Source organism: Streptomyces sp. P5F9 (assembly GCF_057961495.1).
In genome coordinates this window covers 1-3,840 of record NZ_JBXVPZ010000680.1, presented here as the reverse complement: position 1 = coordinate 3,840, position 3,840 = coordinate 1, and the positions used below count along the sequence as shown (strand labels likewise).

Here is a 3,840-nt window from a genome sequence, read left to right as displayed (position 1 = left end):
ACCCGCCGCCCGGCCCGCCGCCCCACCTGTCTGTGTCATGGCTACGACGCTACGGATCCGCGCCCCTCGCCCGGCAGATGCGCATGTACGGACTCGGGCAGGACAAATGTCACGGGTGCCGGTGCGGACGCCGGTGCCGACACCGAGCTGACGCACCGTCAGGAGCCTTCACAAGTGCGGGGCGCTCGGCTATACAGAAGGGCGCCGGACTGGAACGCGTTCTAGGTCGGCCCGTGACGACCTCGGTGCGGCCGACGGTGCGGACGGCCGCACCGGGGTCTCTCGCCACCATGACGCACGCCGCCGCCACCGACGTTCGCCGCCACCGAACAGGAGCCCCATGCCGATCGACGCCGCCAGGGCACTCGCCGCCGAACCCCGCTCGGGAGAGATCTCCTGGAACACCAAGGACGTCCAGCTCTACCACCTCGGCCTCGGCGCGGGCACCCCCGCGACCGACCCCGACGAGCTGCGCTACACCCTGGAGTCCCGGCTGCACGTCCTGCCGAGCTTCGCCACCGTCGCGGGCAACGGCTCGCCCGGCGTCATCAGCGGCCTGTCCATGCCCGGCGTCGAGGTCGACCTCGCCCGCGTCCTGCACGGCGGCCAGTCCCTGCGCCTGCACCGCCCGATCCCGGCCCAGGGCACCGCGACCAGCACCGGCAAGATCGCCGCCGTCTACGACAAGGGCAAGGCGGCCGTCCTCGTCATGCGCACCGAAGTCGCCGACGCCGACGGCCCGTTGTGGACCAACGACGCGCAGATCTTCGTACGGGGAGAGGGCGGCTGGGGCGGCGACCGCGGCCCCTCCACCCGCCTGGAACCCCCAACGGCCGAGCCCTACAAGGTGGTTGAGCGCGCCATCCGCGAGGACCAGGCCCTCCTCTACCGCCTCTCCGGCGACTGGAACCCGCTGCACGCCGACCCCGAGTTCGCCAAGCTCGCCGGATTCGACCGGCCCATCCTGCACGGGCTGTGCACCTACGGCATGACGCTCAAGGCGGTCGTGGACACCCTGCTCGACGGCGATGTGACCCGGGTGCGCTCCTACGACACACGGTTCGCCGGAGTGGTGTTCCCCGGCGAGACGCTGCGCATCCGGATGTGGCGGCAGGGCGACACCGGCGCCGGCACCGTGCGGGTCGCGGTGAGCGCCGTCGAACGGGACGACGCGCCCGTCCTCGCCGACACGATCGTCGAACACTCCTGAGACAAGCCCGAGTTGAGGGGAGCCGCACCATGCTCGCAGCCGTACTGCACGAGATAGGCCAGGACAAACTGGAGGTCCTCGACGACGTCGAGGCGACGGGCTTCGGGCCCGGCCGGGTCAGGATCCGGGTGCGCGCCACGGGGCTGTGCCACTCGGACCTGTCCGCGATGGCCGGCGTACTGCCACAGCCCGCCCCCTTCGTACCGGGACACGAGGGCGCGGGTGAGATCCTCGAAGTCGGCGAGGGCGTAACCCACTTGAAGCCCGGTGACCGGGTCGTCGTCTGCTGGCTTCCCGCCTGCAGGGTGTGTCCCGCCTGCAAGCGCGGCCAGACCCAGCTGTGCCTGGCCGGGTTCATGAACGCGGGCACCCCCAACTTCAAGCGCCCCAGCGGCGATGTGTTCGGCTTCGCGGGCACCGGCACCTTCGCCGAGGAGGTCGTCGTCGACGCGGGCTGCGCCGTGCCGATCCCCGACGACGTGCCCTTCGACATCGCCGCCCTCATCGGCTGCGGGGTCACCACCGGACTCGGCGCCGCCCTCAACACCGCTGACGTGGAAGCCGGTTCGTCGGTCGCCGTGATCGGCTGCGGGGGCGTCGGCATCTCCGCGATCCAGGGCGCCCGGCTCAAGGGCGCCGCCGAGATCGTCGCCGTCGACCCGGTCGCCTCCCGCCGCGAGGCCGCCCTCAAGTTCGGCGCCACGAGGGCGATTTCACCGGACGAGCTGCCCGACGCCAAGCAACAGGTCACCGGCGGCGAGGGGTTCGACTACGTCTTCGAGGTCGTCGGCCGCTCCGCCACCGCCCGCACCGCCTACGAGAACACCCGGCGCGGCGGCACCCTCGTCGTCGTCGGCGCGGGCGCCCTCGACGACTATCTCCAACTCAGCATGTTCGAGCTGTTCTTCGACGAGAAGCGCATCCTGCCCTCGATGTACGGCGGGGGAGACGTGCTGCGTTCCTACGAGCGCACGATCGCCCTGTGGCGCGCGGGCCGCGTCGACCTGGAGAGCCTGATCACCCACCGCGTCCCGCTGGCCGACATCAACGAGGCCCTCGACCAGATGCGCCAGGGAACGGCCCTGCGCACGTGCATCGAGATCTGATCCCCGATTCCCCTGTGCCGAAAGGACCTTGATGTCACTGCCACTTGAGGGCCTCTCCGCGATCGTCACCGGCGCCGGACGCGGGCTCGGCCGGGCCGAGGCGCTGGAGCTCGGCCGGCTCGGCGCGGCCGTCGTCGTCAACGACTACGGGCAGCCGGGCCGGGACGGTTCGGGGGAGGCGTCCGCCGGTCCCGCCGAAGAGGTCGCCGCCGAGATCCGCGAGGCGGGCGGCCGTGCCACCGCCCACACCGGGGACGTCGCCGACTTCCAGCAGGCCGCCGAACTCGTCGAGTTGGCGATCGCCGAGTTCGGCAGGCTCGACATCCTCGTCAACAACGCGGGCATCCTGCGCGACCGCATGGTCTTCTCCATGACGGAGGGGGAGTGGGACGCGGTGATCCGGGTCCACCTCAAGGGCCACTTCAACACGACCCACTTCGCGGCCAGGCACTGGCGCGAGCGGTCCAAGGCGACCGGCGCTCCGGTGTACGGGCGGATCGTGAACACCTCGTCCGAGGCGTATCTCGCTGGCTCGGCGGGACAGCCCAACTACGCGGCCGCGAAAGGCGGAATCGTCGGCCTGACCACCTCCACGGCCCTCGCCCTCGCCAAGTACGGCGTGACCGCGAACGCCATCTGCCCACGCGCCCGCACCCGGATGACCGAGGACGTCTTCGCCGGTTTCCAGGAGCCCGACGACGGCCTCGACCCCCTCGCACCGGAGCATGTCGCCCCGCTCGTCGGCTACTTGGCCTCACCCGCCGCCGAACGCGTCAACGGGCAGCTCCTCGTCGTCCACGGCGGCATGGTCGCGATCGTCGAACGCCCGCACGTGCAGGCCAAGTTCGACAGCAAGCAGGACATCTTCAGCTACGACGAGCTGGACGCCGTACTCACTCCGCACTATGCGGAGCGGCCGCTGGGGGAGACGTTCGCGGCGGCCGAGGTGCTGGGACTCAAGCGGGAGCCGGGCACGGCATAGGGAACGCGGCGGCCCCGCTCGTCAGCAGACGAGCGGGGCCGTGTCGTGCGAGATGGTGCAGGGCGCCTGACGCGTCGTCAGACAACCGCGTACTTCGACTGCGTGGACTGCTCGGACGGCTTGCGGTGACGGCCGTGGGCGGCCGAATCGCCGTCCTGCGCCGAGACCGGGCCCCGGTGCTTGCCGTGGCCGGAAGCCTCGTGTGTGTCGGCAGACATGGTCTGCGCGGTGTTCGTGTCGTTCATCGGATACTTCACCCCGTAGCAACATGATCCTTCTTACAGCCCGGCGATCTTATCCAGCCGTTCCCGGGGTGAAGCGAGACGGCCTGCCGTCCGGAACGACTTCGTTACCGACCCGCACCACTTCGTTACCCGACCGCCACCCGGCCTTTGAGCGGAGCCTCCCGCAACGGCACCGGACGCGGCGCGACCGGCACCGGAGGATCCGGTTGTGACGGTGCCGACGGTGCCGGCGCGGCCTCCCCAGGCGCGCCCCCCGTCCCGTCCCGAACCGGATCCTCCGGGCGTGTTTCCCCCGTA

Annotated in this window: 4 protein-coding genes; 3 read left to right on the top strand and 1 reads right to left on the bottom strand. The window is 71.0% G+C overall.

The annotated features are described in order from the left end of the window. Nucleotides 1-340 precede the first annotated feature (340 nt). Genes AC31A1_RS48375 through AC31A1_RS48365 form a run of 3 tightly spaced genes read left to right on the top strand, consistent with a single transcriptional unit; the run spans nucleotide 341 to nucleotide 3,298 of the window. Nucleotides 341-1,210 (top strand): MaoC/PaaZ C-terminal domain-containing protein, encoded by an 870-nt coding sequence (locus AC31A1_RS48375; RefSeq protein WP_489659423.1) that lies wholly within the window; start codon nucleotides 341-343, stop codon nucleotides 1,208-1,210. A 29-nt stretch (nucleotides 1,211-1,239) separates the two neighbouring features. Next, nucleotides 1,240-2,316: a Zn-dependent alcohol dehydrogenase gene (locus tag AC31A1_RS48370; protein WP_489659422.1), complete on the top strand. Its 1,077-nt coding sequence runs from the start codon at nucleotides 1,240-1,242 to the stop codon at nucleotides 2,314-2,316. Nucleotides 2,317-2,347: 31 nt separating this feature from the next. Next, nucleotides 2,348-3,298 carry a 3-oxoacyl-ACP reductase gene (locus AC31A1_RS48365; RefSeq protein ID WP_489659421.1) on the top strand — a complete coding sequence of 317 codons (951 nt, stop codon included), beginning with the start codon at nucleotides 2,348-2,350 and terminating at the stop codon, nucleotides 3,296-3,298. Between the two features lie 77 nt (nucleotides 3,299-3,375). Here AC31A1_RS48365 and AC31A1_RS48360 read toward each other — a convergent pair whose 3' ends face one another. Further along, the gene (locus AC31A1_RS48360) at nucleotides 3,376-3,543 is read right to left on the bottom strand and encodes a hypothetical protein (RefSeq protein ID WP_489659420.1); all 168 of its coding nucleotides are present in this window, start codon (nucleotides 3,541-3,543) and stop codon (nucleotides 3,376-3,378) included. Nucleotides 3,544-3,840: the final 297 nt, after the last annotated feature.

Coding starts and splice junctions, on each gene's coding strand:
- AC31A1_RS48375 (WP_489659423.1), top strand. CDS start 341: ATGCCGATCGACGCCGCCAGGGCACTCGCCGCCGAACCCCGCTCGGGA.
- AC31A1_RS48370 (WP_489659422.1), top strand. CDS start 1,240: ATGCTCGCAGCCGTACTGCACGAGATAGGCCAGGACAAACTGGAGGTC.
- AC31A1_RS48365 (WP_489659421.1), top strand. CDS start 2,348: ATGTCACTGCCACTTGAGGGCCTCTCCGCGATCGTCACCGGCGCCGGA.
- AC31A1_RS48360 (WP_489659420.1), bottom strand. CDS start 3,543: ATGAACGACACGAACACCGCGCAGACCATGTCTGCCGACACACACGAG.